This is a genomic window from Photorhabdus cinerea, from assembly GCF_011189575.1.
GTDB lineage: Bacteria > Pseudomonadota > Gammaproteobacteria > Enterobacterales > Enterobacteriaceae > Photorhabdus > Photorhabdus cinerea.
This window is the reverse complement of the sequence record NZ_PUJW01000129.1, coordinates 1-759: the sequence shown is the minus strand read 5'-3', so window position 1 is coordinate 759 and position 759 is coordinate 1. Positions and strand designations below refer to the sequence as shown.

1 protein-coding gene is annotated in these 759 nt (G+C 48.9%); it reads right to left on the bottom strand.

The features are described from left to right. Nucleotides 1-19: 19 nt before the first annotated feature. Nucleotides 20-759: phage tail sheath subtilisin-like domain-containing protein (locus C5469_RS22970; RefSeq protein WP_207629348.1), on the bottom strand; the 740-nt coding region annotated here is incomplete at its 5' end.

Genomic DNA, 759 nt, shown 5'->3' with positions numbered 1-759 from the left:
TATTACCCATGTTTACCTCTTAAGCTGCCGGTTGTAAGCGGAACTGATTAAGTAGCGCGAAAACACGCAACTGATTGATGAGTGTGCCGGTCCACAGAACATCGATTCTGTTCGGATTTTGCGGATTGATATCAACAATCAGCCCACTTGCGAAGCCTTTCGAATCCTGCACGTAGCCGTTGTATTCCAAAGTACGATACTGCGCGATAAGTTCGGCGCGGATGACGTTGGGGGTTACAATTGCCGAGCCGGGCGCATACCGGGTAGCGTCTTTCACTAGCTTCATGCGAGCAAATTTGCTGGTTATCTGCGTGCGAATATAGCGCGTGACGTACATCAGCAAGTACAGCGTCTCAACTTCAAGATAGCTGTCATCGTTATCACAAAAACTATTCTTTTGATAAGTCGTGATGATATTTTCAACCTGAATTGTGCCGTCATCAGCAACAGTAAAAGTTGAAATCCCGCTGTGTAGCAGATTGTTACGCTCAATCAGATCAAGCTGGTCCTCCGATGCCGGAGCCAGAACGCCACTAATCGGTAATGTCTGCACTGGCCTGCCGGGATCATTACGTAAACTTGGCGCAATTGCGCCAGTCAATGCCGCAGCCCACACATAATTTGGTGTCGGTGATTTGGTTACACCGAGCAATGTTTCATGCTGATAGTTACGCTGTTCGCCGAAACTAGCCAACTCGCCGTATGCCCCATTGACTGCGCTAAATGCGTGCCCGTAAAGCTGCTGTTCCCATGACCAGC